This window comes from Shewanella sp. MR-4 (genome assembly GCF_000014685.1).
Lineage (GTDB): Bacteria > Pseudomonadota > Gammaproteobacteria > Enterobacterales > Shewanellaceae > Shewanella.
The window spans coordinates 4,593,746-4,620,732 of record NC_008321.1 but is presented as its reverse complement, the minus strand read 5'-3'; the positions used below and the strand labels follow the sequence as shown (position 1 = coordinate 4,620,732).

Here is a 26,987-nt window from a genome sequence, read left to right as displayed (position 1 = left end):
TATGTAAATCGCCTTTAAGCTGTCGCAATCGACTTGCTTAAATGCAGTTTATGGTCGATCAGGCTTTGCGGATCGGCCTTCAGCTCGGTAATCAAATATTGATTTCTAATCAATAGATTGAGCATGGCAGGGAAGCGATTCATGGTCTTAACCTGGATGAGGTTATAACCTTGGCGGCTTGCCCAGGTTTCTTGGTATTCCAACAGGCTTTGTGCCAGACCTAAACGTCTAAAGTCGGTCGCAACACCGCCTAACCAACTGTAAAACACGGCATCTGCCTGTTCGTATCCCAGTTTAAAGCCTGCCAATTCACCTTCCACATAGGCTAAGAGAATCAAGCAAGTCTTATCCGAGAGACGTTCAGCCAGTGTTTCGCTGGTCAGCGGGCGGTCGAGTTCGGGAATTTGCTTACTCAGTTCGATAAGCTGTGTAGTCAACTCAGGCGTCAGAGCGGTCAGTGCTTTAATTTCAATTGAATACATAATTTTCTCTCACAGAAAATCAGCCCCATTTGCGCATGAACGCAATGGGGCCGAACAAAAAACTGCTTAAATTATAACAGGTCTGGCCAGTTGAGTTAATCAGGAAAATGATTTTTGTGGACTGGTTTGCAAGATCTTGTCTTGTAAGACCTTCAGCAGGACGCCATAGGCGGGCAGGAATAACCCTAGGCTAACGAGGAGTTTAAAGCTGTAATCCACGGCCGCGATTTCGGGCCAGTTGGCCGCCATAAAGCTATCTGTCGAGGCATAAAAAGCGACACTGAAGAACACTAAGGTGTCGACTAAGTTACCGACAATGGTCGATGCCGCAGGCGCGACCCACCAAGAACGGCTCTGACGTAGTCGGGCGAAGACAGTGATATCCATCAGCTGACCAATCAAATAAGCCGCGAAGCTAGCGAAGGCGATGCGAAACACAAAGGTGTTCCATTGGCTTAAGGAATCTATCCCTTGGAAGCTGCCTTGATGGAATACCACACCCATGACATAGGAAATCATCAACGCGGGCACCATGGCCTTGAGGATGATGCTACGGGCAGGTGTTTGTCCGAAGATACGCACTGTGAGATCGGTCGCGAGATAGACAAAAGGAAAACTAAACGCGCCCCAAGTGGTGTGAAAACCAAACAATTGAAACGGTAGTTGTACCAAGTAGTTGCTGACGCAAATAATCAGTATGTGAAATCCCACTAATAGCAGGAGTGCGCGGCGAAGCTGCGCAGGGGTTAACATTAACATATGTGGCCTTTTTAGTTGTGTAGGGCGGGGTGAGGGAACCCGCTAATGATCTGTTGTTATTTTGTCCAATGTCAGCATGCTGAAATCGGGGTCGCCATTATAGTGACCAGGTTCGAAGATGCAAGCTTACTGTTTATATTCCAAGCAATTTAGCCTCATTCTTCAAGGGCGAGTAATCGATATGGTCACAGCATGGGTATAGAAACTATTCTACACTGTTAAGAAATGGGAGGAGAAAGCGATGCGATCATTTCTTGCGGCCTTGTGTTTTAGTTTATTGAGTCTGTGTGCCTACGCGACACCGGCTAAGCCCGTGGTGATCCATCTGGTCACGGCTTCGTGGCAGGGTTTCGCGGATCCCGATGAGACGGGTTATTACTTTGATATCCTTCGCCGGGTGTTTCCGGCCCCCGATTGGCAACTCGATGTGCAGTTTATGCCCTTCGCCCGCACGCTTTATCTGGTTGAAACTAATAGAGTCGATATGGTCCTCAGCGTCTACAAAGGGGATGTAAAAAACAGTTTGCTGAGTGAAAACCCCGTTGAACTCGATTCTATCGATGCCGCTGTTACCCCTCAAATTGCCGCGACTTGGTCAGGGATGGAGAGTTTATCCCATAAGAAAGTGCAAGCCATGCTGGCTTATCGCTATAACATGCTGACGACCACTCCCATGTTTTATGAGGAAGGCAGCGATATTTTAAACATGCTAAATAGTGTGAATGCGGGGCGCACCGATGCTGTGCTGGATTACAGGAAGAATATCGAGGCTCTCGTCCCTCAGTTGAAGGCGCCGCAGCAGTTTGTGATTATTCAAGGGGTATTAAAAGCCGAAACTTATTTCGCCTTTGCTAACACAGAAAAGGGGAGAATGTTAAAACAACATTTTGATATTGAACATAAAAAACTGATTGATTCCGGTGAGCAAGATCGACTTTATGCAGAGACAAAAGCAAAGGGTTTTTAGTTTTTCAGTTTGTTATAGCTCAATGAGAATCGACATAATCGTCGCCAGTTTATTTTCCAGTTCTTGCCATTCCGCCTCGGGATCTGAGCCCGCAATAATGCCCGCACCGGCAAATAGGTTGATCTTGCCGGGTTCAATCAAGGCGCTACGAATCGCCACCGAAAATTCACTCTCATACTTATTAAAATAACCACAGGCACCGGCGTACCAGCCGCGCATGTAGCCTTCGCGTTCGCGAATAAAGCGCATGGCCGACTCGCGGGGAAGGCCGCCTACCGCAGGAGTTGGGTGTAGCGCCTGTAACAACTGGAAGTCATTCACTCCCGGCTTTAATTCGGCGCGAATGGCACGGTGTAGATGCTGAATATGGTTTAACTTAAAAATCGTCGCGGCTTCTTCGGCGCCCACATGCTGGCTCAAAGGGGAGAGCATACTGACGATATGGCGGCGAACTAGCTGATTCTCTATGCTGTTTTTGTTGTCTTCGAGCAGCGCGTTGGCCAGCGCCGTGTCTTCTTCTTGGTTTAAGCCACGTACTGTGGTGCCGGCAAGCGCCTCGGTAAACAGTTCCTGCTGACGACGGCGAAATAACCGCTCTGGCGAGCAGGAGATATAAGTGCGCTCGGGGCTAAATTGGAAGCCAAATTGGAAACTGTTCGGATTACGCCCCTGCCAGCAGGCTAACACCATCCAAGGATCGACTTGTTCATTGACCTCGAGCTGAGTATGGCGTGACAGCACTACCTTGGGCGTATCTTGATTAAACTTAGGTTCAACCACTTGCTCGATTAAGGTCTTCCAGCGCGGAAAATCGGGAATATCGGTGCGGCTCAACAGCGCAAGTTTATTGGGCGGTGCGAGCGGACGAGCGGGCAGCACGGCTTCTATCGCGGCAATGGCGAGGTCGATTTCCTCTTCGAGATGCCTATCGACAAAGTTCAGATTGACCCGCAAACTGAACTGGTTCGCGCTGCGTCTAAATTCGATACGCGGTAGCACAAAGCGACTATTACCAAACTCAGGCCAGGACTCTATGCTGCGGTCAAACGCCACGCCGCCGTAGTAACGGATCTCGGGATTTGTGGTTAAGGCGCGTTGCTGCTGATAAATTTCCGCTAAGGTGCCATCATCGACGCCAGTTTCAAACTTAAAGTCTTTACAGGCGCCAATCGCCGCCACTTCTTCAACCTTGTCACGTCCATGCCAGTAGATGCGCGGGTATTGGTTTTGGGATGCCAGCCATGAAATCAAAGGGATAGAAACAGTTGTTAAGGATAACTGCACTATCGGCTCCGTCGGTGGAACCTGCTTCAATTGAATGAGTTTGTCGATGAGAGACTTAAGGTCTTCAGACAGGGCGTGAGCGGGCAAATAAAACTCCAAAGGTAACGAGATGAAGGTGGTGGCTGAAGTTCCGGCAGTCAGCGGTAAGTTAATCCATTCTTTTTAAAGCTATTTACACCGAGTGGGTGAGAGCGTGTAAATAAGAATCTTTCGCTCAAATTAAAGGCCGAGGCCGTCAGTGTCAAGATGCAACCCACGAGTGTGTGACTTTTGCCATAGTCTCATTTTGCGGCGCTTAAAAATGTGACCTAGATGGGTCTTTTTGTCGATACCGTTGTCTGTGTTGGACATTTTGTCTCTTTGTGATGCATCGCATTTTCCATTTGTTGCAATTAGTCGATCTGGGTTGGTTTTTGATTTTATTTCAGTTGAGACGGAAATTCCTCAGACCACAATAGGGGGCACATCTTAAATTTCCTGTATGACAACAATAATATGATTACCAGAAATACCGTCTTTAGAGTGTCGTCCTTAGCGCTGGCAATTGGACTGAGTTTTACCGCCTCAGCCGATGAAATCGCCCGCGATCCCCTGTTGAATGTGAATGAAGTCATTGTCGTCCATGGTGAAGGTGCCGATGCGGAGCAATTGGCTACCACCCATTGGAGCATCGACGAAGCCGAAATTCGTGCCTTGGGTGCACAGACCTTAGATCAAGTGCTGAAGAATGTACCCGGGGTTTATATCCGTGTGGGTGGCGATGGCACTCCTAGGGTCGATATCCGTGGTTTTAAGACCCGCCATGTCACTCTGTTGGTGAACGGCGTGCCTATGAGCAGTGCCGATGATGGCCAGTTCGACCCAAGCGTGATCCCAACCAGCCAAATTGCCTCGGTTGAAGTGTCAGTTGGCCCGACTTCAGTGCTGTACGGCCCAAGCGGCGCCGGCGGTGTGATCAATATTATTACTAAACAAGGCAGCACAGCGCCCGCCTTGTCAGGACGCTTGGAAGCGGGTAAAGACAATACTTTTAATGGCGATATCAGCGCCGCTGGCTCGGGTGATGATTGGCAGGGATTGGTGAGTGTGAGCCGTCAACAGACCGATGGTTTCCCGATGTCGAACGATTTCGAGCCGACCCAATATCAAGACGGTGAGCTGAGAGTTAACTCAGATAAAGAAGTCACCAACGTCTATGCCCAAGGCAGCTATTGGTTATCGGATAAGACACAGTTGATCGCCAATATGGCACTGCGTAATGGTGAGTGGGGTAAACCCTCACGTGATGGTACTGGCAGTGGTAAGCTCAAGTATGAGCGTACCGACGACTATGATTCGCATACCTTCCAACTCGGCTTAGCCCATCAGTTTGATGATACCTTTACCCTGCGCGGATTTGGTTATCACAATCAAAGCGATACCTTAGAAGCAGCCTATGCCGATGAAACCTATCAAGCATTGACGCAAACCCAAGATGGCCATTCCGTGGTGCAAGGGGTCAATTTACAGTTAATCACCGATTTTCATAAAGCAGGGCTGTTAACCACCTCTGTGATTGCTGAAGAGCAGAGCTGGAAGTCTGTAGTGGACACTTACTCCAGTAACGCTGGCAGCGGTACTGGCAATAACTCGGGTACAGGCACTGGTTCAGGTTCTGGCAGCGGCTCAGGTAGCGGCAGTGGAACAGGCTCTGGCAGCGGCTCAGGTAGCGGCAGTGGAACAGGCTCTGGCGGTGGCACGGGTAGCGGCGGCGGAACAGGCTCTGGTGGTGGCGGTGGCACGGGTAGCGGCGGCGGAACAGGCTCTGGCGGTGGCAATGGTGGCGGTTCTGGCGGCGCAGAAAACCTAAATGATTCTGCATGGTTATATACTGCAGCGGCCGAATATCAGTATCAGTCAGAGCATAACTATGGCTTCACCTTGGGCGGGGCTTACCATTCACTCGATACTTCAGACGGTACGGATGATAACTACTCGGCGATGGCGTCTAGTTATTGGCAGCTTGTGCCTGACTCACGTTTGAGCCTGAGTGTGGCACGCAAAGTACGTTTTCCTTCTATGGTGAATTTGTACTCGCAATCATCGGGTAACAGTGAGTTAGAAGCGGAAGAGTCTAAACATGTTGAGCTGGGTCTGGATCAAAACCTACCCGCCAGTACCGACTTCTCGCTCTACGGTTTTTACACCGATGCGAAGAACTACATCGCCAAAGATACTGATGGTTTCTACCAAAATATGGGGCGCTATGAGTTCAAAGGGGTTGATTTCCAGATTAACAACCATGCGATTGAGCATTTAGATCTGAGCTTCTCCTACAGCTTCCTAGACTCGAAAGAAATGGAAGGCGACGATACCTTAGATGCGCTGCAATACCGTCCTCGTCACCAGCTGCGCTGGCAAATGAGCTACGAATTTCCATTCGAAACTCAAGTCCACCTCAATGTGGAGCGTATCCTCGATCAGGTTTATGCGACTCAGGTGAAAGTGAACGGTCAGAACCAGTATCAACAGCAGTCGCTGGATAATTACACCTTAGTGGATATCAACTTAGTGCAGCCGCTGATCGCCGATAAGTTAGAAGTGTATCTGCGCGCCACTAACCTATTGGATGAGAACTACTACCAGAGTGAAGCATTGCCTCAGGCTGGCCGTCAGTTCTTCGTTGGTGTGAACTGGCAGATTTAAGATGAAATTACTCGAGCTCGACGGTGTCAGCTTCAACTATGGCAGCCAATTAGCTCCGGTTTTACAGGAGCTTAAGTTCTCGATTGGCGCAGGCCAATGCCATTGTGTGAGCGGGCCAACGGGCTCGGGGAAATCGAGTCTACTCAATCTACTGGCGGGCGTGCTGTCGCGCCCCCATGAGGGCGATATTTGGCGTCACCCAGAGCTGGTGATTGGCTTAGTGATGCAGGATCCTCAAACCCAGCTACTGAGGCAAACCGTGGGCGCCGAAGTCGCCTTCGCCTTAGAGAATCTCGGCATCCCCGCCGAGAATATGTTGCCTAAGGTGCAGTTAGCGCTGCGACGCGTCGGGCTATTTTTACGGCTCGACACTCAAGTCAGTACCCTCTCCCTTGGTCAAAAATACCGTTTGATGATTGCCGCCCAGTTGGTGTGTGAGCCGCATTTACTCTTGCTCGATGAGCCATGGGCGCAGCTCGATGATCACGGCGTAAGCGAGCTATTGGCAGTGCTGCGCAATCTGATTGCCGAAGGTATGGCATTGGTGCTGGTGGAACATAATGCGGCGGCTTTTGCCGAGATTATCCAGCACTATTGGCAATTAGAGGCTGGCCGTTTATCCGAGGGAATATACACCGTTAGCGATGCCCCTATGCAGGACGTGCCAGTGAGAGCTTGGGGAGGCGCCCATCACTTAGGCAAAGTGCTGGTCAGCGCCGAGGCGTTTGATTTTTGCTTCGATGGTTGTCAGCCCTTGTTTAGTTGTCCGCAAGGGTTTCAACTGCATGCGGGCGAGATAGTGACCTTAGTGGGGGATAATGGCGCGGGTAAAACCAGCCTCTTAAAATCCCTCGCGGGCATGCTGCACTTAAAGCTGCGTTTGCCACTCAAGGTGCTAGGTCGTAAACCTAAACTCGGTGTGTACGGCGCCGAGTTAGGGCTATTGCTGCAAAGACCGAGTCGACAACTGTTTGAAACCAATGTGTTGGCCGAGATGCAGTTTAGTTTGAATCGTTTCGAACTTCCGACTGCGCGTGCCGAACAAATGTTGCTCGATCTCGAGTTGAGCGCTCTGGCCAAACAGTCGCCCCATAAGCTGTCCTATGGTCAGCAACACCTGATTGCCTTGGCATCCCTAGCCTGCTTGCAACCTAAGGTGCTGCTACTCGATGACCCGCTCGCGGGTATGGATAAAGAGTACTATCGCAAAGTATGGTTTTTGCTCAAGCGCCTCAGCGCCCAAGGCAGTGCGATTCTGATGACCAGCCACAGGTTGGTGGAACACGGTGCGGTGTCGCGGCAGTTAAGCCTGCGCCAAGGGCTGTTGGCAGAAGAAGCCATGGGAATGGAGGAGCGCTATGTGGGTTAGTTGTCGTCGATGGCGACTACGTGCCCGCAGGCGTTGGAGTCGCGAGAAGCAAGAAACCACCCTGTGCGCGCTGTCGCTGTTTTTGGTCTGCGTACTTTCCGCCTGCGCTTTTGTATTGCCCGCCGATTTACTGCTACCGCTGGCGGCCGTGAATGGCTTGCTCGTGCTCCATGGTTTAGCGCGCCGAGGCAGTATTATGGGCGTGGTTAAACTCGGCGTGATTCAACTGACGATTACCTTAAGTCTTTATCTACTGCTCTATGGTGTTGAACACCTCGCCCAAGGCGCCGTGGTAGTGGGACGCATTATTTTAGCGACTATCCCCGGATGGTGGTTGTGTATCACGGCGGCGCCTGAGCGTATCGGCGAAGTCTTAAGTGCATTTTTGCCGAGCAAATGGGCCTTTGTGGTGGCAGCATCCTTGAGTTTGCTGCCCTATATGGCGGACGAAGTGCGCGAGATTTACCAGATCCAGTGTCTGCGCGGCGCACGCATTACCCCTAAGGCGCTGCGGAATCCCAAAAACTGGCCAGAACTGGTGTACTGTGTGCTGTTTCCTGTGTTAATCCAATTGCTTAAATTATCTCGCCAGATGGCGGTTGCGGCCCAGAGCCGCCACTTTGGTAAGAGTTCACGTGCCACCCATTGGCATTCACCTAGAGACAAAAAATGAATAAAAAACTCCCTCTGAGCTTACAGGATTCTTTGTTTATCGGCTTTTGTGCCACCCTGCTGGTGGCATTGACGGGCATGTTAAGGCTCAAGCTTGGGCTTTCTGGCCACAGCATGTTTTTAATGAGCTTCTTCTACTTGATTTGCTACGGCGTGCTTGGGCGTTTCGGCAGCATGATTGCCTGCGGCGGCATTGCGGGCTTAGTCGCCATGGCGCTCGGTGTTGGTAAGGGTGGCCCAATGATTTTATTGAAGTTTATCTTACCTGCTATCGCTATGGATCTGGTGGCCTTATTGTTACCGCTCACATTAAGCCTGCATTGGCGCTGCGTGATTTTAGGCATTGTTGGTTGTATGGCGTGGGCGGTCAAAGTGGCACTGACCAATGCGCTGGCCGGCATGGCGCTCGATGTCGTGCTGATCCAGTGGGGCGCGAGTGTGCTTAAGGGCGGATTCTTTGCCACCTTAGGTGCCCTGTTAGTGCCTCCCGTGCTGCATCGGCTTAAGGCCCATGATCTCCTTCACCGTGACAAGTTTTAACTGCTAGGAATACCGATGAAAAATTGGCTTATTTGTATCGACGATACCGACGACATTGGCACTAAGGGCACGGGCGAAATTGCCGAGGAAATTGCACTCTTACTCGCGCAAACCTCGGGGGGCAAGGCCTCCTTTGTGACACGGCATCAACTGTTTGTGCACCCTGACATTCCCTACACCTCACACAACAGTGCCATGTGTTTTGCGCTGCAGTCGCCATTATCGCAGGCGGAAATCCATCGTCTGGCGGTCGCGCATCTGGTGGCCGAATCGGCGCCTAAGGCGGATCCAGGGATTGCGATTTTGGATGTCGATTCCGACTATGATGTGCATGCGCTGATAGACTTCGGACTCAGCGCCAAGCGTGAGGTGATTACCAAAGCGGCCGCCTATCAGCTTGCAGAGCAGTTAAAGATCCAACTCACCGAGCACGGTGGCACCGGACAGGGCGTGATTGGTGCCTTGGCGGGATTAGGGCTGCGCTTAATGGGGAGCGATGGGCGAGTGAAGGGGCAAATCAAACTCGGGCAACTTGAGGAGGCATCCATCGAATTAACCGTGGCCGAGATTCTCGCGCAGACAGGCCTCGATGCGGTGATGAATACAGATAAAACCCGTTTAACCCCAGATGAAAAGGTTCAACTCAAAGGCAAAGTGAAGGCCGTTTACCTTGATCATCAGTTTGTATTGTTAGTCGCGAAGGACGGTGAACTGTGGCGTAATGCGGGTAAGCAAGCCCTGCAGGATTATTGAGGTGAGAATGGATAAAGAGCTGTTCAAGCTGTTTGAATACGAGACTGAAGGTTGGATTTTTCGGGCGGGTTTACAGCAATATCCAGAGGCGAGACGGGCGGCGCAGTTGTGCGATCACTTTGCCCCAGACGATGAAGATGAGCAGGTCGATGATGAGCTTCGCTCTTGCTATAACTGCCAATATCGCCGTTGGATGATGACAAGCTTCGAGTGTTTGATGTTAAAAAAATACAGTATTATTAAATGATTAACTAATTTTGAGTAATATCTCACCATTTGACTTGGTTTTGTCTTGTTCTTTGATTGCCGTCATCAAAGCCTGTGGTGCTTTTGCCTTCCTGCGCTTAGAATGCAGGTTATACTGTCCTATACTACCAAGAAAGAAATGACAGCATGATTCGCTAAATTAGCATTGCGTGCTGTATGGTTTGTAGCAGTAATCTTCTCTATGCCTTGGGGTTGCAAGATATGAGTGAGTCGGCAGAATCAGTTGACCTAATCAGATTACCTGTGTCGCAATTGACGCTGGGGATGTTTGTCAGTGCGATAGACAGAAATGATCAAGGTCGGCTCGCAATTGCAAATGCAGGACAAATTAGGCACAAGGATGCGATTGCCAAATTAACCAAGAATGGCATCAAGTATGTTTGGGTCGACACTGAACGCTCGGCCGAACATTGTGGTTTTAAACGTAAAGCCAGCAACTATGGTTCACAGGAGCCTAAAAAGCCGTTAGTCACGCGTGAAAATCAGCAGAAGCAGGCTCAGTTGATGTTAACTGAAGCCAAAGACCTGATCCGTAAAGTCTTGTCCGAAACTTTTGAAGGTAAAGCGATTGAGGTAGCCCCCTTTGAGGCCTTAGCCGATAGCATGATCGAATCGGTTATGCTGGATGAAGACGCGTTGAAATGTATGTCAGCCCTACGTTCTAAGGATGCTTATCTGCTAGAGCATTCTGTGAATGTGGCCTTTCTGCTGGTTACCTTTGGTAAATATTTAAAGCTAGATCGTGCCATGCTTAGGGAGATGGCGGTCGGCGGCATCTTGCACGATATTGGCAAGATCAAGGTCGATAATAAAGTCCTACATAAGCCGGGTAAGCTGACCCCTGAAGAATTCGAACATATGAAGCTGCATCAGGTATATGCACTTGATATTATGAGCGAAACTAAAGGTTTGTCTCAGATTAGCAAAGACGTTTGTCTGATGCACCACGAAAAGTTGGATGGTCGCGGATATCCGCAGGGCTTGAAGGGCGAGGAAATCCCACTCCATGGCCGCATGAGTTGTATCGTCGATATCTTCGACGCCTTAACCGCCACTCGCTGCTACAAAGAGGCTATGAGTCCCGCGGCGGCCTTTAAGATCCTACTGAGCCTGACACCATTCCACTTAGATCAAGAGTTGGTCTATGAGTTTATTCGTTGCATTGGTGTATACCCGGTGGGTTCTTTAGTGGAATTATCCGATGGACGTGTGGGTATCGTCTGGACCTCGAAGGACAGGGATGTATTACATCCGGTCGTAAAATGTTTTTATTCTTTAAAAGCAAAACGTTATACCGAGGTGGTTATGGTAGATCTGCTGAAGTCAGAGCTGCATATTGAGCGCGGTGTCTCACCTAGCTCGCTGGATATCGACCCTAAACCCTTCTACTAATGTGCGTCGTTGCGCCTGATATCTGCCAAGTTGTCAGGTGCCATTCATTGCCCCGATAAGGGGAAAGGCCGTACACTGGGCCAAAGTTTTTCTAGGGCCCAGTTATGAACAGTGTACGCAACTCTCTCCTTCCTATTCTCGTTATTCTGCTGTCTTTGGCGCTGTTAATTCCTGGCGTGACTCAACCCATTTTGAGCCTCAATGGCAGCATAGATAAGGCCAAACTCACCGAACAAGGGATTGAGCAGGTCGCACAGAGCTTCGATGAGGACTCGGGGCGCGACAGTGCCCGCGGCATGTTAAATATGGTCAGTGGTTTGCTAGGACTGAATAGCCTCAAGGGCGAGGTAGAAGTATTACAGCAAACCCGCAGTATTTGGAGCACAGTCACCGAATTATATAACTCTGGCAATGGCTTAGTGGCCGGGCTAGTGATGCTGTTTAGTATCATTATCCCCGCAGTGAAACTCAGTCTGATGTTGGTACAACAAAGCGTGAGTTCGGTTGCGCTGCAGTGGCGCATTCATCATATCGTCTCTGCGCTGGCGAAATGGTCGATGGCCGATGTGTTTGTGGTGGCCCTGATCATTACCTTTTTGGCGGGCAATGCCTCGGGTGGCATGGGCGAAATGCTAAAGACCAAGGCGCAGTTTGAGAGCGGATTCTACTTCTTTACCGCCTACTGCATTCTCTCTATCGCCAGTGGTTACTTAGTGCGTCGTCCAACACCGATTCTGTAGTTAATCAAAGGGCATACAGCAGGTTTTGTATGCCCTTTATCGTTAGGAAAGTGTGCCGTTTTGATAGATGGGCATAATCCAATAACGGCAAGGGTTGTGTTTACAGACCTTTGCTAGTGCTTGAAGCAGGGCGCTTTGCTGGCTTGCTGGGTGCATAATCTCAAACTTACAAAACTCCCGATAACCTTCCACTTGTTCCTTGATATTGAAATGGCTGTGCTCGCGGCTAAATCCGCAAATATTGCCCAAGCTAAAGCCGGATAAAAACTCCAACTCAATCAGGGTGTCGACTATATCGTCCTTAATATCGTTTTGGGCGATCAGGACTAGCAGTTGTTCCGTGCTCATCGGCGTTTCTCCAGCCAAAAATACAACATGGGCAGTAAATACAGGGTCGTAATGGTCGATGTGAGTAATCCACCGATCACCACAATGGCCAAGGGTTTTTGGATTTCAGCACCGGGGCCCGAGGCGAACACTAAGGGGATCAAACCAAACATGGCGGTGGTGGCTGTCATCAGAATGGGCCTGAGTCGCCGGGCGGCACCCTGTTCGACTCGTTCCCTGAGGCTACCGAATAAGTATTTGGTTTGTTCGTAATAACTGACCATCACCACGCCGTTAAGCACGGCGACACCTAGCAGGGCGATAAAACCTACCGAGGCGGGTACCGAGAGGTATTCCCCTGAGAGATACAAGCTGACGATACCGCCCATCATAGCGAACGGGACGTTAGCGAGGATTAATCCCGATTTTGCTAGCGAGCCGAAGGTGGTGAATAAAATCAAAGTGATCAGTGCGATAGCTATAGGGATCACCAGCAACAAATTGCTGGTGGCGCGCTGCTGGTTTTCAAACTCGCCACCGAAGCTAACGCTATAGCCGCTGGGCAGTTTGATTTCCTTGGTGATTTTGCTGTTAAGCTCCTCCACAAAGCCCACAATATCCCGCCCTTGGACGTTGGTGGTGATCACCGAAAAGCGATTTCCCTGTTCCCGCTCGATCAGGATAGGGCCTTGTTTATAGCTCAAAACAGCCACATCGCTTAGGCGTTTTAGAGAATGATCTGGCATCACCAATAGCTGATTTTGCAGTTCGTTAATGTTGCTGATCTGCGCCTGATTATTAGCGATAAGCACGGGCGTGCGCTTCTTCCCTTGCAGCACTTCGGTGACGACCACGCCTTCGAGTTGGCTCTTGAGGTAGCGGGCAAACTCCATAGTGCTCATCCCAAACCCACGGGCGAGCTCGTTATCTAAGGTGAGATTGATAAAGGGGCTGCCTTCAATCATCGCCATCTTAACGTCGACGCTGCCCTGAGTGGCGGTGACCAGTTGTTCTATCTCACCGGTGAGTTTGCCTAAGGTCTCGATATCATTCCCGAATACTTTAATCGCGACATCCCCAATACTGCCTGTGAGCATTTCGGAGACGCGCATCTGTATCGGTTGCGTAAAGTTAAAGTTCACGCCGGGATATTTGAGCAGCACAGTGCGGATGGCATCGATAAGCTGCTCTTTGGTCGCAAAACGCCATTCGCTGCGGGGCGCCAGCTCTAAAAATACATCGGTTTCGTTCAGTCCCATGGGATCTAAACCTATCTCATCGGCGCCGGTGCGCGCCACCATCTGCTTAATTTCGGGGATTTGGCTTAGCAGGGTTTGCTGGATCTGTTTATCGATAGCGATGGAGGCGTCGAGGGAAATCGAAGGGGATTTCTCTAACTGGAGAATGATATCGCCCTCATCTAAGGTCGGCATAAAGGTTTTCCCCACCAGACTAAACAGGCCGAGACTGACGATCAGCAAGCTAAAGGCAGTGAGCATAAAAGGTTTTTGCCAACCAAAGCAGGCCTTTAGGCTGCCAAGATAAAGATGCTTAAGCTTTTCGATGGCCTTAGGTTCCTTCGCGGCCTTTTCGTTGACTAGGTACGAGGCAATCACGGGGATCACGGTCAGCGATAACACCAGCGCCGACAGCATGGCAAACACTATGGTAATAGCAACTGGGGTGAAGAGTTTGCCTTCTAAACCACTGAGGGTGAGCAGTGGTGAGAACACTATGATGACGATAACCGTGCCCGATACTACGGGAATGGCGACGTCTTTGGTGGCGCGAAAGATCAAGTGCAAACGCGGCAAACGCTGTTTAGTGGCGATTAAATTCACCATGTTTTCAACCACTACCACGGAGGAGTCCACCAACATGCCGATGGCGATAACGAGGCCACCGAGGCTCATCAAGTTAGCTGAAAGATTGAAGTGATCCATCATCAAAAAGGTGAACAGTGCGGCCAGTGGCAGCGATAGTGACACCACTAACGCGGCGCGCACATTCCCTAAAAACAGCGCCAGCAATACGATGACCAGCACTACGGCCTCGAATAGCGCATTGGAAATAGTCTCAATAGCGGTGTTGATCAGGTTAGCGCGGTCGTAAAAGGTGTTTATCTGGCTGCCTTCGGGGAGAGTTAGGCTGATTTGCGCCAGCTTTTCCTTAATGTTGTTAACCACTTGTGCCGTATTGGCGTCTTTGAGGGCAATGATTAAGGCTTCGGCGGTTTCGTTACCATCCTTTGTCACGGCGCCGTAGCGCGCAAGGTGGCCAATCTGGATATCAGCGAGATCCTGCAAGCGGTAGACCTTGGCATTATCGGCTTTGATCACTAGCTGTTTAAGCTCGTCGATATCATCGATGCGTCCCTCGGAGCGCACTATGATGGTGTCTGTACCTATGGTGAGCTTACCTGCACCTTCGTTGTGATTATTCTCCACAATCGCCTGCCGCAGCGCGGCAAAGCTCACACCCGCAGCCGCCATAGCCGCAGGATTGGGGCTGATACTAAAACTCTTGGCATAACCGCCGAGGATATTCACATCGGCAACGCCGGGTACTGTGCGCAGCAGCGGCCGAATTTCCCACTCGAGTAATTGACGTCGCTCCAGCAGGGAAAGATTGGGGTTTTCGAGTGAAAACATAAAGATTTCACTGAGTGGCGTACTCATGGGCGCCACACCGCCACTCACGCCTTCGGGAAAACTGTCCCAGACCGCCGAGAGGCGCTCGCTCACCTGTTGGCGCGCCCAATAGATATCCGTGCCCTCTTCAAAATCGAGGGTGATATCGCTAATGGCGTACTTAGTGGTCGAGCGAAGAATCGATTGCTTCGGAATACCCAAAAGCTCGGTTTCAATCGGGACGGTAATCTGGGCCTCGATTTCCTCCGGCGTCATGCCGGGAGCCTTGAGGATAATCTTCACTTGGGTTGGGGAAATATCCGGAAAGGCATCCAAGGGAATGGCAAACCAAGCGCGTGCGCCAGCCAACATGAGGATCAGCGCCACAATCAGCACAAAGAGTCGCTGAGTGAGCGAAAAACGGATCACAGAGGTGAGCATCTTATTCGCCTCCTAAACCGAGCATGATGCCTTTCACGGCGGCAACCGACTGGGATAGGACTTGTAGCTGACTCAAGTCTTGATCGCTGGCGACAATATATTGCTCTGGCGTCGAGCCTAAAATATCGACCGTCAACGCATTGAGCTGGTTATCGGACAGAGTGAACACTTGGCTGTCTTGCTCCCAACTAAACACACTGTTTTTGGGGAGTAAATACACGGCTTTTTGATACTCGGGAACCACTGTTATTTGCTGGCCTAACAACAGGTTACATTCCTGCGGCACCGCCGATGACCAAGCCGTAACAAAGGCGCCTTCGGCAATCGCCGACAATGACTCAATCGCGATATGGCATTGATTAATGTTGATGGCCGACAGGGAATGAGACTGCCCTGTCGGCACATTCACTTTGACGCGGATGCTGTTATTGGGCACCAGTGAAAACAGCTGATCCCCGGCCATATAGGGGCCGCTGATGGCATTGAGTTTAACGATACCGTCAACGGGCGCGGCGACAACTAAGGAGTCGGTAGCCGCATCCGTGCTGTGGACGCGCTCCATAAAGTGCTGCATATGCTCGTATTCGAGGTGAGTCGTGAAATAGTCCTGACTGATCTCACGCCATTTTTCGGCGCTTATGCTGCCATTGGCGAGCAAAGGTTTGTTGCGCTCATAACGACTCTTAGCGAGTTGATACAGGCTCGCCGCGGCCTCGACTTGGGCGAGGTAGTGGAACACTTCTGGCCCTGTGAGTTTGACTATCGCTTGGCCTTTACTGACGCGCTGGCCTTGGCCGACGAGAAAGTGCACCTGCTGGATATTCTCGGGCGTGCTGATCCAGTAATCATTGCCGAGGAGGATTTCAACCTGCGCTGGCAATGGGTTGCCCTCATAACTGGCGACCCTTTGTGGTTGGGTGTAACTGAGGTCGAGATTGCCTAAGGCGCTAATGGCTAAGCTTTCGGCCTGCGCCGAACCTACAACACTCGCGGATAAACAGAGAAGGCATGCGCCGTACTTGGCCATCATAATGAAATTCCTAAGGCTTGGAGTTGTTGAGAATGCAGTTGTTGCAAGCTGACGCGATTGAGCGCCAAGCGGGATTCGGTGTCGAGCGCCTCCATATAGCGGCGCAGCCAGACTTCATAACTCACCTGATCTTGATCTTTTACCTTGGCGAGTTCCTCGGTAATGGTGCGACTGAGGGCGAGCGCTTGGGTGAGTAGGCGCTGTTGCTCGACGAGGTTAGTTTGCTGGCGGACTAATTGATCCCACTGGTTTTTAAGCTCGAGTGCGCTACGGTCAAGATTGAGGCTTTGCTCGGTATTCGCTTGTTGCCATTGGGATAAATCGCTTTGGGATAGCGCCGAGCCCAAGGTTAAGGGCACTGACACGGCTATGCCTAACTGCTGATCATCCACGCCCGTATCCGCGGTATTTTTGGCTGTGAGTGAGACGGTCCAAGGATCGCGCTCACCCGCTTGCTGAGTTTGGATCAGCAGCAAGTGTTGCTGTTGTTGCAGCTTTAGCAATTGCCATAGGGGATGTTGGGCTAAGGCCTCTGCGCCCTTACCAAGCGGGCGGTCAGTTTCTTCTATCGCGCTCGGCATTTGATCTTGGCCCGTCAGCTGTTGATATAGGGCTAAAGATTGGGCTTGTTGTTGCAGAATATCGGCGCGGCTTAAGGCGATATCGACACTTTCCCGCTCCAGTAGCAGAGTGTTGGCCAGTGGCAATTCCCCCGCATCGGTCAGTTGTTTTTGCTGGCGATGGAGTTTATCGAGCAACTGCTGTTTGCGCTCAAGCTGCGCCAGTTTGACTTCGCTCTGGCGGTATTCCCACAGGCTCTGCCTTAATAATCCCGAGAGATACAAGGCTTGCAGCGCCGTTTGTTGTTGATGAATTTGCTCGGCGAGCTGTTTTATTTGCTTATCGCTGCTGTGTAGCGCGGGCGATTTAAATGGCAAATTGACTGAGAGTTCCTGCTCGTAGCTGTTACTATTATCCAAGCTCCCGAGGTGACTTAAGCTAATGCTCGGCAGACCAGTGAGCCAGGTCGAGCTGGATAAATTTGCCGATTGGGTATTCGACGAAGTGATATGGGCCAACCTAGCTTGGCTGCTCGAAAGCGCTTGGGAAAGTTCGGCTTCCGCCGCAAGACACAGGAAACTACTGCCGACTAAGCTGGTCAACAGACTTAACTTGATACAAGACGAACTGACAGACATGAGATGATTCTGTGGTATTAAACAATGCTGTCAGTGTAGGGATTGACGGCTGAAAGTCGTCGGGGACCTGTATCATAAATCCGCCTATGGTACATATGTCCCATAAAATAATTGATTGATTTTGCTTTTATTTAGGAGTTTTAGATGAAGGATATTGTCATTATTGGTCTGTTGGCACTCATCATGTGCTTTAAGCTTTTTGACATTAGTTCCGACATTCAATTAGGCATTCCGCAATGGCATTTAGTGCAGGAAGCCATACTCTTAGTGCTCACCGCCGTTGGAGCCATCTACCTCAGTTACGATTTAATTCGCCGCTCGCGCGAGGTAAAAGCCTTAGCAAAACGCCTCGAGTATGCCGATAAAAAAATCGACAATATGTCGACCCAAATGCGCTCCGCCAGACAGGAATACAGCCAAGCCGTTGCAAACCAGTTTGATACTTGGGGTTTTACCAAGAGCGAGCAGCAAGTCGCATTTTTATTGCTTAAAGGGCTGAGTTTTAAAGAAATTGCCGAAGTGAGACAGACAAAAGAGAAAACCGTGCGCCAACAGGCATCGACCATTTATGGCAAGGCCGACGTAGATGGTCGCCACACCTTTTGTGCTTGGTTTATGGAGGATTTTATTCAAGAACATAACCAAGAACTGGCGGCAAACGAGTCCGATAGCGCCCATAAAGCCGCTTAAGCTAAACTCTCAGGCTTAGTTGTTATAGCTATTTGTTATTGAAAATCGATATTGGCTGGCTTTTTGGTTCTAAACAATAATGAGCATCCCCTAAGTTCGTCGGAGGATGCAATTGAAAAACTCGCTGCTGATTGTGTTTTGCCTTATTGCCTTGGTTGCATCCACGCAAACCACAGGATTACTCCGCTCGCTGATCGAATTTTCCGCCTTTTTAGGGGTACTGGGGTTGGCTTGGCGGATTAAACCCAACGCCGAATAAAGCTTCCCGCGTTAGCTCATCAATCTGAGCCGTTAGGCTCAAATCCAATCTATTGAAAATACAGAATATAACCTAAAGACGTAATTCCTATCGCCGCCCACAGAACCACGCCCAGCAGCAAAGGCTTAGGGCCGCTCGCTCGCATTTTTTGCACCGTAATCCCCGCACCAATCAAGAACAGACACAGGACCAAGGTACGTTTCGATACCATAAACAGCGTGTCGTAGAGCGGCTGAAACTGCGGTAACCAATGGGCGATTGCGATGGCTAAACAGTAAAATCCGATAAAATACGGTAGGTTAAGCTTACGTTTATCGCCGCCAAAGATCAGCGCACTGACAAGGGCGATGGGGATAATCCACAGTGCGCGCGCCAGTTTAATGGTCGTGGCGGTTTTAAGTGCTTCATCACCGTAGGCAGAGGCCGCGCCGACGACTGAGGAGGTGTCGTGAATCGCGATGGCACTCCACACGCCAAAATCGTATTGGCTCATATTGAGCAAATGTCCGAGGGCGGGGAATAAAAACAATGCCACCGAGTTGAGTACAAATACACAGGCTAATGCGGTGGCGGTTTGGTCTGGTTTGGCATTAATGGCGGGTGATACGGCGGCAATGGCGCTGCCGCCACAGATGGCGGTGCCAGAGGCGATTAAGTGCCCTGTGATCGGGTCAAACTTTAAAGCGCGAGTCACCAAAAAGCCCAAGATCAGCGTAAAAATAATCGAGCCGACAATTAATCCTAGGTTATGGCTGCTGGCCTCAATCGCGGCATTGAAGTTAATGCCAAAGCCTAAGCCGATAATCGAATAGGACAGTAATTTTTTGGTGAGGGCGGCGATATTCCAGTCGTTTGGCACCCAACCTAGGCTGGCCAAGGTAAAACCGAGCACAAGCGCCATAGGGGATGAGATAACAGGCGCGAGACACAGTAGCGCGGCGCAGATAAATACAAGGCGATGAGGTTGCTTAAGTTGCGAGACTATCGATGAAAAATTCATAACGCCTTAGGTTTGCGACTGAGTGTTATCGTTCCAATCTTGGGTTTTCAGCTCCATCCACATAGGCATGGATACTCGAATAAGCCAATCGAATAAGCATTGGGACGCTGACAAAGACGGGCATTATAACGATTGCGTTCAGCTTCAATAAAATCAATTTAATTTATTTTGTAAGTCAATTTTATTGAGTCGTAATGGGCAGGTGGGTTTGAAGCTAAAAAAGGAGAGCCGCCGACGGCAGCTCTCCCGTGAAAATACGCGGAATTTAGAGATTCACGATACGTTGCAGGCTGTAGTCGCCACCATCTTTAGCGGTAAACAGCTTGTCTTGAATATCGTTAGCGCTTGGCATTCCTGCATGTAACAGGCTTAACCAGTGGCGCGAGGTGGTATTACGTGTCTCTGTGGGTTCGGCGGCTAACTCAACGGGCGCTTCGATTTGCACATCTTCCAAATTCGCTAAATCCCGCGCGCCTATCATGCCAGTGCGGTCGAAACACAACTCTACATGGCAGCCTTGGTCCTGTAACACTATGGCGCTTGGCGCATCTTTAGTGCCGTTGAAGGCAACAAACTGCTTGGTTTGGCGTAATCCGCTGTGGCTGCCGTCGGCAAAAAATGCCAGCAGGTGTTGGTAGTAAACCACATAGCTGATCACATCCTGGTGCGAACCCGCATCCAGTGGGAAATGACGGTCGAGGAACTGCTTCGCCTGGGCTAGTTTTTCATGCTCGGCCACGTTCACTTGGGCGACGGCAAGCACTTCTTCTGCGATGAAGCTGTTTAGATTCGGTTGGATCTGGTGGCTATTGATAATTGACATATTCATCGCTGTATCCTCTACACATTCAAATTAAAAATTAGGGCCTTGATTTCACTTCTAATGGTTCAACGTTTGTCTTCAATTTGGTTTGTCCGACAGAGTTAATGGTTAAGCAGTGTTCAGGTGGATAACCTGCCTCGATTGCTTAATTTGTAGTCTAGTCTTTTTTTGGCTACAATTTCACAATAAAAATTTTACAATGTGAATTTTACAAAATGCGCAATGACCAGAGCTTGATGAGAAAGTCACATTTCCTAGGGACAAAAATACGTAACCTACGGAAACGTAACAATTTAACCATGGAAGATTTATCTGCGCGTTGCATCCGCGTCGATGCGGGCAGTGCGCCCTCTGTGTCATATTTGTCGATGATCGAGCGTGGAAAACGCGTGCCGAGTGCCGAAATGTTGGCCGTGATTGCCACGGTTTTTCAAAAGGATGTTGACTGGTTTTTAGACGACGTACCTGAGGAAAGTGCCATCACGCCGGACAAGGGCCGCCGAGGTGGGATTAGCGGCATGGCGCTCGAACCCAGCTTTTTGTTTTCAAATGATATTTTGCAAATAGCCATCCCTGAAATGCTATCCCAGACTGGGATCTCGGGTCGACAATTCGCCCACTTATTAATCCGCGCCCATCAGGAACATCATCAAAACCATTTCCCCGATCTTGAACGTGCCGCCGAAGAGGTTGGGTTAAAACGCATGCCCTTATCCCTCGAGGAGATGCTGGATATTGCCAAGGGCGTAGGCTTAAAAATCAAATGGATAGATAGTACGCCCCAGGAAGTGATCGACGAGCGCGGCGTAAGCTCGCATCAGTTAGTGACTTCCTTCTTCGAGCCGCCGAGCACCATTTACATCAATAAAGTCCTTAAAAATCGCCCCAGTCGACTGAAGTACGATCTCGCCGCCCATATCGGCCATTGTGTGTTACACAACAAAGATGGGCTTAAGAGTGTGATGATTTCTGGCCGAAAACTGGAGATGGATGAAGAAGTGACGATGCAGTCTAATACCCTGAACGCGCAGGATATTTTGCATGCGTGGCGCGACTTCGAGTCCAGCTTTTTTGCCGGAGCCCTGTTATGTCCTAAGGTGCCCTATCGACAATTGCTCGACCGCCACGGTTACGAAATTGAGGTGCATAAACAGCTGCAAGTGTCGGCTTCGGTTGCCATGCGACGGATGACGGTCGTATCGCCTTATTCCCATTGGCATTATTTTGATGCCTATGCGCCGGGCAAACTCAAAGCCGTTTACCGTGGTAATGGCATTCCCCTGCCTTGGGGCAATATGCGGCTGGTGGAAGACCCTTGTCAGCACTGGGCGGTGTTTAGAATGATCAGTGAACCTTCAGTTGGGACATCGGCGCAAATTTCGATTTTAAATGTGGGCAATGAACCACGGATTTACTGCTGCGAGTCGATTAAGGTCGAAGACTCGGCGGGCAACCCCCATGTGCTTTGTGCCGGTATCGATTTAAATCCGGCCATTGAAGCCCAAGGTAAGGATGCACTCTCTATCGCCCATGATTTAAAAGCCGCCTGTGTGTCTGGCGGCGGATCAGTCGCGATTCCCAAGCATATTAAAAGCGATCTAGTAAGCGTGGCTAAGATATTGAATATCAACTGGATTGAGCGCGGTATTAAAAATGATGCCCGGCTTATCTGCTCCCGCGGCGCCGTCTGCCCACGGCAACCCAGCTGTTATCAAGCGGGTAAATCGCAGTGTGATGGGGCAGCGTAAATCACTATTTGATTTACGTTGAGTTTTGCGGCCTTACGGCCGAGGTGAATCAAGGTCGTGGGTCTTCAACCCCTGCTTTTTGATCAAGAGTCGACCAAGGAGGACTGCTCGTCCTATCCTCCTTGCTGTTGTTTACACCAGCAGCCAAGACGCCCTCAACGGAGTTGAAAGCCCCTTGTGCTCATTGCCAAATTAGCTATCGCTTCCGAAGGGGATTTATTCAGTGGCTTAGTGGCACAATTATGCAGCAGCATGGTTCTAAAGAGTGATAGTCAATTAAACATTAAACGAGGAGTGAAACTTGGTTACTGATCTTGAGTATTTAACAAAAATGTTAAACTTATTTCGAACCGCGGATACTGCGCATATTGAAATATCTCATTTCCCGAAGTTAGGAGTTGGAATTGAAAATGTGTCTAAACCTGGTTTTTTAGATGAAAAATTTTTGTTTCACCTACAAATTGCTATTGAAAACGGGCTGATTAGTAATCGAGATCTGCAAGCTAATAGTCTGAAATCCGTTGGAATCACTATTGGTGGATGTGGTAGAGCTTCACTAACTTCTGTTCAAATACGCTTAACTCAGAAAGGGCATGATTTTGTTCAAGCTTTGAACAATAAAGAAGTACTTTTAAAAATAAAGTCAGAACTAAAAGATGCTCCCTTCAAAGCGATCTTTGATGGAAGTCAGAAATTATTAGAACATTTTCTTAAAAAGAAAATGGATACTCTATTGAGTGAAGGCTTATGACAATAATTGTTATCTGAATGTGAGTGGTAATTTTTGCAATTTTGTTTAGTAAATAAAGCCCCAAGGGAGAATACCTTGGGGCTTTATTATTTAGTTAATCACATCGTCTAAGTAATCGCTAAGCTCTAATCTGTCCTGTGCCTGAAACCAGATATTTTTCAGTGGTTAAGGCTTCGAGTCCCATGGGGCCGTAGGCATGTAGCTTAGTGGTGGCTATGCCGATTTCGGCGCCGAGGCCGAGTTCACTGCCATCGGAAAAGCGTGATGAGGCATTCACCATAACGACCGAGGCATCCACTGCGCGTTGAAAGTGGGCGGCGGTGAGTTCATTGTCGGTGCAAATCACCTCGGTATGGTGGCTGCCAAACTTAGCGATATGTTGGGTGGCGACTTCAAAACTGTCGACTTGGCGAATGGCGATTTCTAAGTCCAAGTATTCTTGGCCAAAATCTTCTTCTGCCATATAAGTGCAAGCGTCGAAATACGCGGCGGCCGGAGGGCATGCATTGATTTTTACTTGATGCTCGGCCAGTGCCTTGGCGACGCGGGGCAAGAATCGCGGCGCGATATCCTTATGCACTAACAAACCCTCGAGGGCGTTACACACTCCTGTGCGTTGGGTTTTACCATTGAGCAGCAAATCCAAGGCGATATCTTGATTAGCGTCTTTATCCACATATAAATGGCACACGCCCTTAAAGTGCTGAATAACCGGAATGCTACTGTTTTCAGTGACGTAATTAATCAGTCCTTCGCCACCACGGGGTATGATCACATCGATAAATTCCCGCTGCTGCATCAGTTCGAGCATCAGGGCGCGGTCAGGATCGGGGATCACGCTGATAAGTGCTTTAGGTAAACCATAGGCGGTCAGTACCGCCTGTAAAATACTGGCGATCACTTGACTGGTGTGTAGCGCTTCCTTACCGCCACGTAGGATCACCGCATTGCCGGATTTAAAGCACAATGCGCCGGCATCGGCGGTGACATTCGGGCGCGCCTCATAAATCATACACACCACGCCGAGTGGCACACGCATCTTACTGATCGACAAGCCGTTTGGTCGCTTTCCTATATAACGCTCATGCCCAACGGGATCGGGCAGGGCGGCGATGGTTTCTATCCCTTGTGCCATCGCCTCTATGCGATGTTGGTTAAGGGTGAGGCGATCGACCATAGCGGAGCTTAAGTTGTCTTGTATGGCTCTGTGGACGTCAATCAGGTTAGCACTTTGGATCTCATAGCTTTTTTCCCGTAATGAGCGCGCCATATCCAGTAATACGGTGTTTTTTAACGACTCATCGAGTTGGGCGAGTATGTGGGCCGCATGGGCGGCATCGGCAGATATTTGTTTAATTAGGCTCATAGTTTCTCCACTCAAATGGATTTAAGAATGGCGATATTCTTATCGGAAATGATGGGGCCGGTTTTTTGCTGGAATTCACTGGCAAATGCCTGATCATCCTGCTCGGTAATAAAACTCAGTAGGCAACTGCTGTAGTTAGATTTGGCTTTCGCCAACTTAGTGCCATCGCCTTTACGCACCAGAATGGTGTCGCCCACAGAGAAATCCCCTTTGACTTCAACCACATCATCGCTGGTTAATTGCTCGCTGTGCTGATCGAGTGCGAGGTCAAAATCATCCTCGACGATCACTTCGCCCTGCGCTTGCGAGGTGTGGGTCATCCAATGCAAATGCTCCTGCATCGGTTTTTCGTAGGGGGTAAAGAGGGTGCCCGGATTTTGCCCCTTTAGCAGTTGGCTAAAGGAGTCGGCATTAAAGCCATTGATAATAAAGGTCTCAATGCCGTGGGAGATGGCTTTCTCGGCGGCTTGGATCTTAGTGCGCATGCCTCCAGTGCCAACATCGCTGCTGGCGCCTCCCGCCATCGCATAGATATCGGCATTGATTTCAGTGACTTGCTTTATCAACTTGGCATTGGGATGTTCGTGGGGATTTTGATCATAGAGTCCATCCACATCCGAGCAAATCACTAAGGTGTCGGCATCGGCCGCTGCTGCCACCATGGCCGAGAGATTATCGTTATCGCCAACCTTAAGTTTGTCGGCGGTAACGGCATCATTCTCATTGATGATCGGCATTAAACCGTGTTCGAGCAGGCTAAAAATCGTGTCTCGAATACTGATATAACGCTCGCGATTACGTAAATCGCCATGGGTCAGCAGCAGTTGGGCGGTAGGAAAATCAAATAGCTTATTCCACGTCGCCATCATATCCGCCTGCCCCGCGGCTGCCATGGCCTTTTTCACTGTGACACTCGGTTGAGTTTGGCCCTCAAAATGATGCCAACCTGCGGCAACCGAACCGGATGAAACCAGTACCACTTGGATACCTTGGACGCGACAGTAAGTAATAAACTGCGCGATACCCAAGAGATAATGGCTACTGCAACCTTGCTTGTGGGGCGCGATTAAGGCGCTCCCCACTTTGACGACGATACGTTTACGGGGAGAGTCTGTCATAACGCCTCCTTAGCTTTCCTCGGCCAATACACGACCGGCCTGATGGAATTGCTTAGTGGTTTTAGGACAAGGATCGTTATCGAATTTGCTCACCAGATAAATCACTGTGCTGCTGACCACAAAGCCAGGGATCATCTCATACACTAAGCTACTCAATGCCTTACCATCGGCAAGCACGGGGGCATAAATCCAAAAGAGTACCGTAAGCGCGCCCGAAATAATCCCCGCAATCGCCGCTTTATGGGTGAGATTGGCTTTATACAAACTAAATAACACCAGCGGACCGAAGGCGGCGCCAAATCCTGCCCAAGCATTACTCACGAGGGAGAGGATACTGTTCGAGCGGTCGAGTGCCAGCAGCGTTGCGGCAATGGCAACACCTGCAACCCCGTAACGGCCCATTTTCACCATCTCTTTTTCGCTCGAGTCTTTCTTTGAGAGGGTGCGGTAAATATCTTCGGTGAGCGAACTCGACGAGACCAATAACTGCGATGAAATCGTGCTCATAATCGCTGCCAAAATCGCTGCCAACAGGAAGCCACTAACCAAGGGATGGAACAGTAACTCTGAAAACACGATAAAGATGGTTTCAGGATCCGAAAGCTTCATGCCAAATTTATTGGCGTAGGCGATACCGACCAAGCCCGTCGCTAAGGCGCCGATTATGGTGACTGTCATCCAGCTGATGCCAATGCGTCGTGCGGTTTTAATGTCGGCGACGGAACGGATCGCCATAAAACGCACAATAATATGCGGCTGACCGAAATACCCAAGTCCCCAAGAAAGGCTCGAGATTAAGCCAAGCAGGGTCACATTTTGCATCGCGTCGGTAAAATGCGGGATCGACTGATAGGCAAAGTTCATCATGCGATCTGCGCTGGTAAATTCTTGATATGCCACGAAAGGCACTAAGACCAAGGCGACAAACATAATGCAGCCCTGTACAAAGTCGGTGAGGCTGACGGCTAAAAATCCCCCAAGCAGAGTGTACGACACCACTACGGCTAAGGTAACGACTAGGCCAATATCGTAGTTCAGTCCAAAGGCAGATTCGAATAACTTGCCGCCCGCGACTAATCCTGCCGAGGTATAGAGGGTGAAAAAGATCACTATGATCACCGCGGCAATAATACGGATGCTGTTATCGGCCTGACCAAAGCGTTTGGCGAAGAACTCAGGGATAGTCAGCGCGTTATCGGCGACTTCTGTGTAGACCCGCAATTTGGGGGCAACTACCAAATAATTAATTAGAGCACCAATTAATAATCCGAGGGCAATGTAGAGGGTTTCAAACCCCACCAGAAACATGGCGCCGGGAAGGCCCATCAGCATCCAGCCACTCATATCCGAGGCACCGGCCGAGAGAGCCGTGACTTGCGGGCTGACTTGGCGGCCACCCAAAATATAGCCAGAGACATCATCGGTCGACTTGCGATAGGCGAACAAACCAATGGCGAGCATGGCAATAAAGTAAATTGCCAATGAAATGTAAGAGAGGGAATTCATCGATTATTTTCCTCCTAACGCTTTGTTATTTTGAATGAAGCTCGGTTTCAAAATGACAAAGAGATAGGTACTTAGAATGGCGAACAGGCAGAAATATTGTAGTGATGCGGTGAGTCGTTCCCGAGTGGAACGAGCTGTCTGTGAGATTGGGTTTTCATCTGTAGCATGCTTAGCTGACATAATGCCTCC

Annotated in this window: 26 protein-coding genes; 13 read left to right on the top strand and 13 right to left on the bottom strand. The window is 49.8% G+C overall.

Going from position 1 to position 26,987, the window contains the following annotated elements; translation table 11 throughout:
- Positions 1 to 14: 14 nt before the first annotated feature.
- Positions 15 to 482: a GNAT family N-acetyltransferase gene (locus SHEWMR4_RS20195; protein ID WP_011624592.1), complete on the bottom strand. Its 468-nt coding sequence runs from the start codon at positions 480 to 482 to the stop codon at positions 15 to 17.
- A gap of 99 nt (positions 483 to 581) precedes the next feature.
- Positions 582 to 1,241, bottom strand: a complete 660-nt coding sequence (locus SHEWMR4_RS20190; RefSeq protein WP_039977624.1) for a 7-cyano-7-deazaguanine/7-aminomethyl-7-deazaguanine transporter — start codon at positions 1,239 to 1,241, stop codon at positions 582 to 584.
- A gap of 241 nt (positions 1,242 to 1,482) precedes the next feature.
- Between SHEWMR4_RS20190 and SHEWMR4_RS20185 the strand changes: the two genes are divergently transcribed.
- On the top strand, positions 1,483 to 2,208 hold the full coding sequence (locus SHEWMR4_RS20185) for a transporter substrate-binding domain-containing protein (protein WP_011624590.1): 726 nt from the start codon (positions 1,483 to 1,485) through the stop codon (positions 2,206 to 2,208).
- A 12-nt stretch (positions 2,209 to 2,220) separates the two neighbouring features.
- Here SHEWMR4_RS20185 and SHEWMR4_RS20180 read toward each other — a convergent pair whose 3' ends face one another.
- The gene (locus SHEWMR4_RS20180) at positions 2,221 to 3,579 is read right to left on the bottom strand and encodes an isochorismate synthase MenF (protein WP_011624589.1); all 1,359 of its coding nucleotides are present in this window, start codon (positions 3,577 to 3,579) and stop codon (positions 2,221 to 2,223) included.
- Between the two features lie 408 nt (positions 3,580 to 3,987).
- Between SHEWMR4_RS20180 and SHEWMR4_RS20175 the strand changes: the two genes are divergently transcribed.
- The 8 genes from SHEWMR4_RS20175 to SHEWMR4_RS20140 all read left to right on the top strand — a co-directional run bounded on the left by SHEWMR4_RS20175 (position 3,988) and on the right by SHEWMR4_RS20140 (position 11,910).
- Entirely contained in the window at positions 3,988 to 6,177 is a 2,190-nt protein-coding gene (locus SHEWMR4_RS20175; protein ID WP_011624588.1) for a TonB-dependent receptor plug domain-containing protein, read from the top strand.
- A 1-nt stretch (position 6,178) separates the two neighbouring features.
- A complete protein-coding gene (locus SHEWMR4_RS20170) occupies positions 6,179 to 7,546 on the top strand; it encodes an ATP-binding cassette domain-containing protein (protein WP_011624587.1) in 1,368 nt (455 codons plus the stop codon).
- Positions 7,536 to 8,219: an energy-coupling factor transporter transmembrane component T gene (locus tag SHEWMR4_RS20165; protein ID WP_011624586.1), complete on the top strand. Its 684-nt coding sequence runs from the start codon at positions 7,536 to 7,538 to the stop codon at positions 8,217 to 8,219. The genes SHEWMR4_RS20170 and SHEWMR4_RS20165 overlap by 11 nt, the downstream gene beginning before the upstream one ends.
- Positions 8,216 to 8,758, top strand: a complete 543-nt coding sequence (locus SHEWMR4_RS20160) for a hypothetical protein (protein ID WP_011624585.1) — start codon at positions 8,216 to 8,218, stop codon at positions 8,756 to 8,758. The genes SHEWMR4_RS20165 and SHEWMR4_RS20160 overlap by 4 nt, the downstream gene beginning before the upstream one ends.
- A gap of 15 nt (positions 8,759 to 8,773) precedes the next feature.
- Positions 8,774 to 9,511, top strand: coding sequence for a DNA-binding protein (locus SHEWMR4_RS20155; RefSeq protein WP_011624584.1), 738 nt, complete (start codon positions 8,774 to 8,776; stop codon positions 9,509 to 9,511).
- A gap of 7 nt (positions 9,512 to 9,518) precedes the next feature.
- On the top strand, positions 9,519 to 9,758 hold the full coding sequence (locus tag SHEWMR4_RS20150; protein ID WP_011624583.1) for a hypothetical protein: 240 nt from the start codon (positions 9,519 to 9,521) through the stop codon (positions 9,756 to 9,758).
- Positions 9,759 to 9,979: 221 nt separating this feature from the next.
- Positions 9,980 to 11,170: an HD-GYP domain-containing protein gene (locus tag SHEWMR4_RS20145; protein ID WP_041409196.1), complete on the top strand. Its 1,191-nt coding sequence runs from the start codon at positions 9,980 to 9,982 to the stop codon at positions 11,168 to 11,170.
- A gap of 104 nt (positions 11,171 to 11,274) precedes the next feature.
- Positions 11,275 to 11,910 carry a paraquat-inducible protein A gene (locus tag SHEWMR4_RS20140; protein WP_011624581.1) on the top strand — a complete coding sequence of 212 codons (636 nt, stop codon included), beginning with the start codon at positions 11,275 to 11,277 and terminating at the stop codon, positions 11,908 to 11,910.
- 42 nt (positions 11,911 to 11,952) lie between these two features.
- On the opposite strand, the gene SHEWMR4_RS20135 is transcribed toward SHEWMR4_RS20140, so the two are convergent.
- From SHEWMR4_RS20135 to SHEWMR4_RS20120, 4 genes are read right to left on the bottom strand one after another with little or no spacing between them, the layout of a single operon-like run.
- Complete coding sequence (locus SHEWMR4_RS20135; RefSeq protein ID WP_011624580.1) at positions 11,953 to 12,258, bottom strand: DUF3240 family protein; 306 nt, start codon at positions 12,256 to 12,258, stop codon at positions 11,953 to 11,955.
- A complete protein-coding gene (locus SHEWMR4_RS20130; RefSeq protein WP_011624579.1) occupies positions 12,255 to 15,308 on the bottom strand; it encodes an efflux RND transporter permease subunit in 3,054 nt (1,017 codons plus the stop codon). The genes SHEWMR4_RS20135 and SHEWMR4_RS20130 overlap by 4 nt, the downstream gene beginning before the upstream one ends.
- 1 nt (position 15,309) lies before the next feature.
- Positions 15,310 to 16,338, bottom strand: a complete 1,029-nt coding sequence (locus SHEWMR4_RS20125; protein WP_011624578.1) for a hypothetical protein — start codon at positions 16,336 to 16,338, stop codon at positions 15,310 to 15,312.
- A complete protein-coding gene (locus SHEWMR4_RS20120) occupies positions 16,335 to 17,537 on the bottom strand; it encodes a hypothetical protein (protein WP_011624577.1) in 1,203 nt (400 codons plus the stop codon). Before SHEWMR4_RS20120 ends, SHEWMR4_RS20125 begins: the two co-directional genes overlap by 4 nt.
- A gap of 144 nt (positions 17,538 to 17,681) precedes the next feature.
- On the opposite strand from SHEWMR4_RS20120, the gene SHEWMR4_RS20115 reads away from it, so the two are divergent.
- Positions 17,682 to 18,227, top strand: coding sequence for a helix-turn-helix transcriptional regulator (locus SHEWMR4_RS20115; RefSeq protein ID WP_011624576.1), 546 nt, complete (start codon positions 17,682 to 17,684; stop codon positions 18,225 to 18,227).
- Positions 18,228 to 18,339: 112 nt separating this feature from the next.
- Positions 18,340 to 18,486, top strand: a complete 147-nt coding sequence (locus SHEWMR4_RS20110; RefSeq protein ID WP_083758005.1) for a hypothetical protein — start codon at positions 18,340 to 18,342, stop codon at positions 18,484 to 18,486.
- Positions 18,487 to 18,535: 49 nt separating this feature from the next.
- Here the strand turns inward: SHEWMR4_RS20110 and SHEWMR4_RS20105 are convergent, their stop codons facing one another.
- Both SHEWMR4_RS20105 and SHEWMR4_RS20100 read right to left on the bottom strand, forming a co-directional pair.
- Positions 18,536 to 19,486, bottom strand: a complete 951-nt coding sequence (locus SHEWMR4_RS20105; protein WP_011624574.1) for a YeiH family protein — start codon at positions 19,484 to 19,486, stop codon at positions 18,536 to 18,538.
- A gap of 265 nt (positions 19,487 to 19,751) precedes the next feature.
- A complete protein-coding gene (locus SHEWMR4_RS20100; protein ID WP_011624573.1) occupies positions 19,752 to 20,315 on the bottom strand; it encodes a malate synthase in 564 nt (187 codons plus the stop codon).
- 209 nt (positions 20,316 to 20,524) lie between these two features.
- Here SHEWMR4_RS20100 and SHEWMR4_RS20095 point away from each other — a divergent pair, with 209 nt between their 5' ends.
- Both SHEWMR4_RS20095 and SHEWMR4_RS20090 read left to right on the top strand, forming a co-directional pair.
- Positions 20,525 to 22,057 carry a DUF3612 domain-containing protein gene (locus SHEWMR4_RS20095; protein WP_011624572.1) on the top strand — a complete coding sequence of 511 codons (1,533 nt, stop codon included), beginning with the start codon at positions 20,525 to 20,527 and terminating at the stop codon, positions 22,055 to 22,057.
- Positions 22,058 to 22,358: 301 nt separating this feature from the next.
- On the top strand, positions 22,359 to 22,808 hold the full coding sequence (locus tag SHEWMR4_RS20090) for a DUF2513 domain-containing protein (RefSeq protein WP_011624571.1): 450 nt from the start codon (positions 22,359 to 22,361) through the stop codon (positions 22,806 to 22,808).
- A 118-nt stretch (positions 22,809 to 22,926) separates the two neighbouring features.
- Here the strand turns inward: SHEWMR4_RS20090 and SHEWMR4_RS20085 are convergent, their stop codons facing one another.
- From SHEWMR4_RS20085 to SHEWMR4_RS21010, 4 genes are read right to left on the bottom strand one after another with little or no spacing between them, the layout of a single operon-like run.
- A complete protein-coding gene (locus SHEWMR4_RS20085) occupies positions 22,927 to 24,174 on the bottom strand; it encodes a glutamate-5-semialdehyde dehydrogenase (protein WP_011624570.1) in 1,248 nt (415 codons plus the stop codon).
- 11 nt (positions 24,175 to 24,185) lie between these two features.
- Positions 24,186 to 25,292 carry a glutamate 5-kinase gene (gene proB / locus SHEWMR4_RS20080; protein ID WP_011624569.1) on the bottom strand — a complete coding sequence of 369 codons (1,107 nt, stop codon included), beginning with the start codon at positions 25,290 to 25,292 and terminating at the stop codon, positions 24,186 to 24,188.
- A 9-nt stretch (positions 25,293 to 25,301) separates the two neighbouring features.
- Positions 25,302 to 26,798 carry a sodium/proline symporter PutP gene (gene putP, locus SHEWMR4_RS20075; protein WP_011624568.1) on the bottom strand — a complete coding sequence of 499 codons (1,497 nt, stop codon included), beginning with the start codon at positions 26,796 to 26,798 and terminating at the stop codon, positions 25,302 to 25,304.
- 3 nt (positions 26,799 to 26,801) lie between these two features.
- Positions 26,802 to 26,978: a hypothetical protein gene (locus tag SHEWMR4_RS21010; protein ID WP_198134660.1), complete on the bottom strand. Its 177-nt coding sequence runs from the start codon at positions 26,976 to 26,978 to the stop codon at positions 26,802 to 26,804.
- Positions 26,979 to 26,987: the final 9 nt, after the last annotated feature.

Bases quoted from the DNA above. Each gene is read 5' to 3' on its own strand.
- SHEWMR4_RS20095 (WP_011624572.1), top strand. From the start codon at position 20,525: ATGCGCAATGACCAGAGCTTGATGAGAAAGTCACATTTCCTAGGGACA.
- SHEWMR4_RS20155 (WP_011624584.1), top strand. From the start codon at position 8,774: ATGAAAAATTGGCTTATTTGTATCGACGATACCGACGACATTGGCACT.
- SHEWMR4_RS20135 (WP_011624580.1), bottom strand. From the start codon at position 12,258: ATGAGCACGGAACAACTGCTAGTCCTGATCGCCCAAAACGATATTAAG.
- SHEWMR4_RS20145 (WP_041409196.1), top strand. From the start codon at position 9,980: ATGAGTGAGTCGGCAGAATCAGTTGACCTAATCAGATTACCTGTGTCG.
- SHEWMR4_RS20165 (WP_011624586.1), top strand. From the start codon at position 7,536: ATGTGGGTTAGTTGTCGTCGATGGCGACTACGTGCCCGCAGGCGTTGG.
- SHEWMR4_RS20125 (WP_011624578.1), bottom strand. From the start codon at position 16,338: ATGATGGCCAAGTACGGCGCATGCCTTCTCTGTTTATCCGCGAGTGTT.
- SHEWMR4_RS20175 (WP_011624588.1), top strand. From the start codon at position 3,988: ATGATTACCAGAAATACCGTCTTTAGAGTGTCGTCCTTAGCGCTGGCA.
- SHEWMR4_RS20150 (WP_011624583.1), top strand. From the start codon at position 9,519: ATGGATAAAGAGCTGTTCAAGCTGTTTGAATACGAGACTGAAGGTTGG.
- SHEWMR4_RS20120 (WP_011624577.1), bottom strand. From the start codon at position 17,537: ATGTCTGTCAGTTCGTCTTGTATCAAGTTAAGTCTGTTGACCAGCTTA.
- SHEWMR4_RS20160 (WP_011624585.1), top strand. From the start codon at position 8,216: ATGAATAAAAAACTCCCTCTGAGCTTACAGGATTCTTTGTTTATCGGC.
- SHEWMR4_RS20115 (WP_011624576.1), top strand. From the start codon at position 17,682: ATGAAGGATATTGTCATTATTGGTCTGTTGGCACTCATCATGTGCTTT.
- SHEWMR4_RS20195 (WP_011624592.1), bottom strand. From the start codon at position 482: ATGTATTCAATTGAAATTAAAGCACTGACCGCTCTGACGCCTGAGTTG.
- SHEWMR4_RS21010 (WP_198134660.1), bottom strand. From the start codon at position 26,978: ATGTCAGCTAAGCATGCTACAGATGAAAACCCAATCTCACAGACAGCT.
- SHEWMR4_RS20085 (WP_011624570.1), bottom strand. From the start codon at position 24,174: ATGAGCCTAATTAAACAAATATCTGCCGATGCCGCCCATGCGGCCCAC.
- SHEWMR4_RS20185 (WP_011624590.1), top strand. From the start codon at position 1,483: ATGCGATCATTTCTTGCGGCCTTGTGTTTTAGTTTATTGAGTCTGTGT.
- SHEWMR4_RS20130 (WP_011624579.1), bottom strand. From the start codon at position 15,308: ATGCTCACCTCTGTGATCCGTTTTTCGCTCACTCAGCGACTCTTTGTG.
- putP (WP_011624568.1), bottom strand. From the start codon at position 26,798: ATGAATTCCCTCTCTTACATTTCATTGGCAATTTACTTTATTGCCATG.
- SHEWMR4_RS20105 (WP_011624574.1), bottom strand. From the start codon at position 19,486: ATGAATTTTTCATCGATAGTCTCGCAACTTAAGCAACCTCATCGCCTT.
- SHEWMR4_RS20170 (WP_011624587.1), top strand. From the start codon at position 6,179: ATGAAATTACTCGAGCTCGACGGTGTCAGCTTCAACTATGGCAGCCAA.
- SHEWMR4_RS20190 (WP_039977624.1), bottom strand. From the start codon at position 1,241: ATGTTAATGTTAACCCCTGCGCAGCTTCGCCGCGCACTCCTGCTATTA.
- SHEWMR4_RS20140 (WP_011624581.1), top strand. From the start codon at position 11,275: ATGAACAGTGTACGCAACTCTCTCCTTCCTATTCTCGTTATTCTGCTG.
- proB (WP_011624569.1), bottom strand. From the start codon at position 25,292: ATGACAGACTCTCCCCGTAAACGTATCGTCGTCAAAGTGGGGAGCGCC.
- SHEWMR4_RS20100 (WP_011624573.1), bottom strand. From the start codon at position 20,315: ATGAATATGTCAATTATCAATAGCCACCAGATCCAACCGAATCTAAAC.